The organism is Bradyrhizobium sp. WSM4872 (assembly GCF_055811715.1).
Genome location: NZ_JBVVPT010000062.1, coordinates 1 through 3,281, shown reverse-complemented (window position 1 = coordinate 3,281; position 3,281 = coordinate 1). Strand labels below are relative to the sequence as shown.

Genomic DNA, 3,281 nt, shown 5'->3' with positions numbered 1-3,281 from the left:
GAGCTCGAGGACGCGATCGACGTCGAGGACGACCATGAGCTGGCCGTCGAGACGGTGGACACCGCCGGCGAGCTTGGCCATGCGGGGGTCGAGATTGACGGGGTTTTCTTCCATGCCGTCCTCGGCGAGCCGCAGCACTTCGCCGATCTGGTCGATCAGGAGGCCGTAGGACTCACCGCGCAGGTCGACGCCGACCGCCATCGGGATCTTGCCGTCCTCGGGCTTGGGCAGGCCGAGCCGGGCGCGCATGTCGACCACGGTGACGATGCGGCCGCGCAGGTTCAGCACGCCCGCGATCTCGCGCGAGGACAGCGGCACGCGGGTGACGCGCTCGGGCATGAACACGTCCTGGACGCGGGAGATCGGCAGGCCGAACAGCTGGCCGCCGATCATCGCAGTGACGTATTCGACCATGGCGCCTTCGCCGGACTGGGTCTTCTTGGTCATGTTAGTTTCTCCTGATCCCGCTGGTTACGCTGCTGCGCGGCTCAGCTCGGAGGCACCGGCGGCGCCCGCGGTCTGTTCCTTCAGCGCCGCGATCAGACCGGGACGGTCGAACTTGGCGACATAGTCGTGGAAGCCGGCCTGACGGCCGCGCTCGATCGCCGCCGGCGACACCAGCGCGGAGAGCCCGATGATCGGCATCGCGCCCAGATTGCTGTCGGAGCGGATGGTCTCGGCAAACTCGAACCCGTTCATGTCGGGCATCTCGATGTCGGTCAGGACCACGTCGAAGGTCTGCGCGCGCAACGCCGCGAGCCCCTCCTGCGCGGTCGGCGCGGTGCGGACGCGGTAGCCGGCGGCCTTGAGCACCGGAGCCAGCATGTTGCGGAAGAACGCCGAGTCGTCGACCAGCAGCACCGATTGCGAGTGCAGCGACGGCTTCATCTCCTTGCGGGTGAACCAGTCGGAGAACGCCATCGGCAGGAAGTGGCCGACGTCGATCACCTCGGTGGCCTGGCCCTTGATCACAGCCGAGCCGAGAATGCCGGAGGAGGATCCGCCGACCTCGATGTTGAGCCGCTCCTCGACGATGTCGATGATCTCGTCGACGACGAGGCCCATGGAGCGGCCGTCATCGGAGAACACCAGGATCGGCTGGGCGCCCTGGCTCGCAATGGTGACGCTCTCCATGGCAACGAGCGGCATCAGCTGCTCGCGGTACTGCACCATGTAGCGGCCGTTACTGAACTCGATCTTGTCGGCCGGGAGCTCTTCCAGGCGCGTGACGAGCCCGAGCGGGACCGCCTTGGGCTGCGACGAGCCGGCGCGGAACACGAGGAGCGAGGTGGTCTGCTCGCCGCTTCCGATGCTGTGAGTCCCGTTCTCGTTGTTCATGTCATGGGCCGAGGAGCCGGCGGCGCCGAGCGCCTTGGCGATGCCGTTGGGGTCGATGATCATGATGACCGCGCCGTCGCCCAGGATGGTGTTGCCCGAGAACATGTCGATGTGACGCAGTTTCGTCGACATCGGCTTGACCACGATTTCTTCGGTGTGGAACACGCCGTCGACGACGATGCCGAAGGTCTGGCTGCCAACCTGCGTCACCACGATGAAGCCGTTCTCGGGATCGGAGACGGCGCCGTCGTCGATCTTGAGCAGCTTCTTGAGATGGATCAGCGGCAGCAGCTTGTTGCGCAGCCGGAGCACCGCGGTGTCCTTGATGCGCTCGATGCGGTGCTCCGAGTTGGCGCGGGCCCGCACCAGCTCGACCACGGAGAGCTGCGGGATCGCAAAGCGGTCGCCGGCGGCTTCCACGATCAGCGCGGAGACGATGGCCAGCGTCAGCGGGATCTTGATGGTGACGGAGGAGCCTTCACCTGCGACCGACTTGATGTCGATGGTGCCGCCGATCTGGTCGATATTGGTGCGCACCACGTCCATGCCGACGCCGCGCCCCGACACCGAGGTGATGGCGGCAGCAGTCGAGAAGCCCGGCGCGAAGATGAACTTGTGGATCTGGGCTTCGCTCATCTTCTCGAGCTCGGCCTCGGTGGCGAGGCCGGAGGAGATCGCCTTGGCCTTGATCCTGTCGGTGTTCAGGCCACGGCCGTTGTCGGCGATGCAGATGATGATGTGGCCGCCCTCGTGATAGGCGGACAGGCGAATGGTGCCCTGCTCGCCCTTGCCGCCGGCGAGACGCTCGGCCGGGGTCTCCAGGCCATGGTCGGCGGAGTTGCGCACCATGTGGGTGAGCGGGTCCTTGATCAGGTCGAGCACCTGGCGGTCGAGCTCGGTGTCGGCGCCGTGCATCTCCAGCTCGATCTGCTTGCCGAGTTCGCTCGAGAGGTCGCGAACGATGCGGGGCAGCTTCTGCCAGGCATTGCCGATCGGCTGCATGCGCGTCTTCATGACGCCTTCCTGCAGCTCGGCGGTGACGTTGGACAGCCGCTGCAACGGCACCTTGAACTCGGTGTCCTCGTTGCGGCGGGAGATCTCCAGCAGCTGGTTGCGGGTCAGCACCAGCTCGGAGACCATGGTCATCAGATGCTCCAGCGTATCCACGTTGACGCGGATCGACTGGTTGGCGATGCTGGCTCCCTCGCCGGCGCCCTCGTCGGCGATCGACTTCTTCGGCGCGGCCTTGTCCTTGGGCGCCTTGGTCTCCTTGGCAGTTTCCTTGTCCCTGGCAACAGGCACTGGCGCTTCAGCGGCAGGCTGGGGCTCGGCCTTGACTTCAGCCTTGGCAACGGGGGCGGGAATCGGCGCTTCGATCGCGGTCTCGCGGAAGGCGCGCTCGAGCTCGTCGAGCGAGACTTCGCCCGGACGCAGCGGACGCTCCAGGCTCTGGTCGGCCAGCACGCCCGAGGTCGGCGCGGCCTCCACTGCAGCCGGCGCTTCCGGCACCAGCGGCGGCGCTTCGGCCACAGGAGCAGCCACGGCACCGGCAGCCATTGCCGCCATGCCCTGCTCAACCATCGCTTCCAGCTTGTCGATGAGATCGCGGTCGGTGCCCTCGGGCTCGGCTTCGGTCGCCTCCAGCCCGCCCAGAATTTCCTTGATGCGGTCGATCGAGGCCAGGATCACCGTCACCGCGCCGGCCGTCACCGGCATCCCGTCACGGAATTTGCTCATCAGCGTCTCGCCGGCATGCGCCAGCGCTTCCAGACGCGGCAATCCGAGGAAGCCGCACGTGCCCTTGATGGTGTGGACCAGCCGGAAGATGTTATCCAGGATCTTGGCGTTGTTCGGCTCCTGCTCGAACTTCACCAGCTGATTGTCCACGGTGTCCAGGCTCTCACTGGTTTCCGTCAAAAACTCCCGCAACAGATCATCCATGA

2 protein-coding genes are annotated in these 3,281 nt (G+C 66.2%); both read right to left on the bottom strand.

The features are described 5' to 3' along the window. Positions 1–447 (bottom strand): chemotaxis protein CheW (locus AC0L3C_RS36095; protein ID WP_247468230.1); only part of this gene is annotated, 447 nt, incomplete at its 3' end. A gap of 24 nt (positions 448–471) precedes the next feature. Then, complete coding sequence (locus AC0L3C_RS36090) at positions 472–3,279, bottom strand: hybrid sensor histidine kinase/response regulator (RefSeq protein WP_473267044.1); 2,808 nt, start codon at positions 3,277–3,279, stop codon at positions 472–474. Positions 3,280–3,281: the final 2 nt, after the last annotated feature.

Excerpts from the sequence above, each read along its gene's own strand:
- AC0L3C_RS36090 (WP_473267044.1), bottom strand. The coding sequence starts at position 3,279 with ATGGATGATCTGTTGCGGGAGTTTTTGACGGAAACCAGTGAGAGCCTG.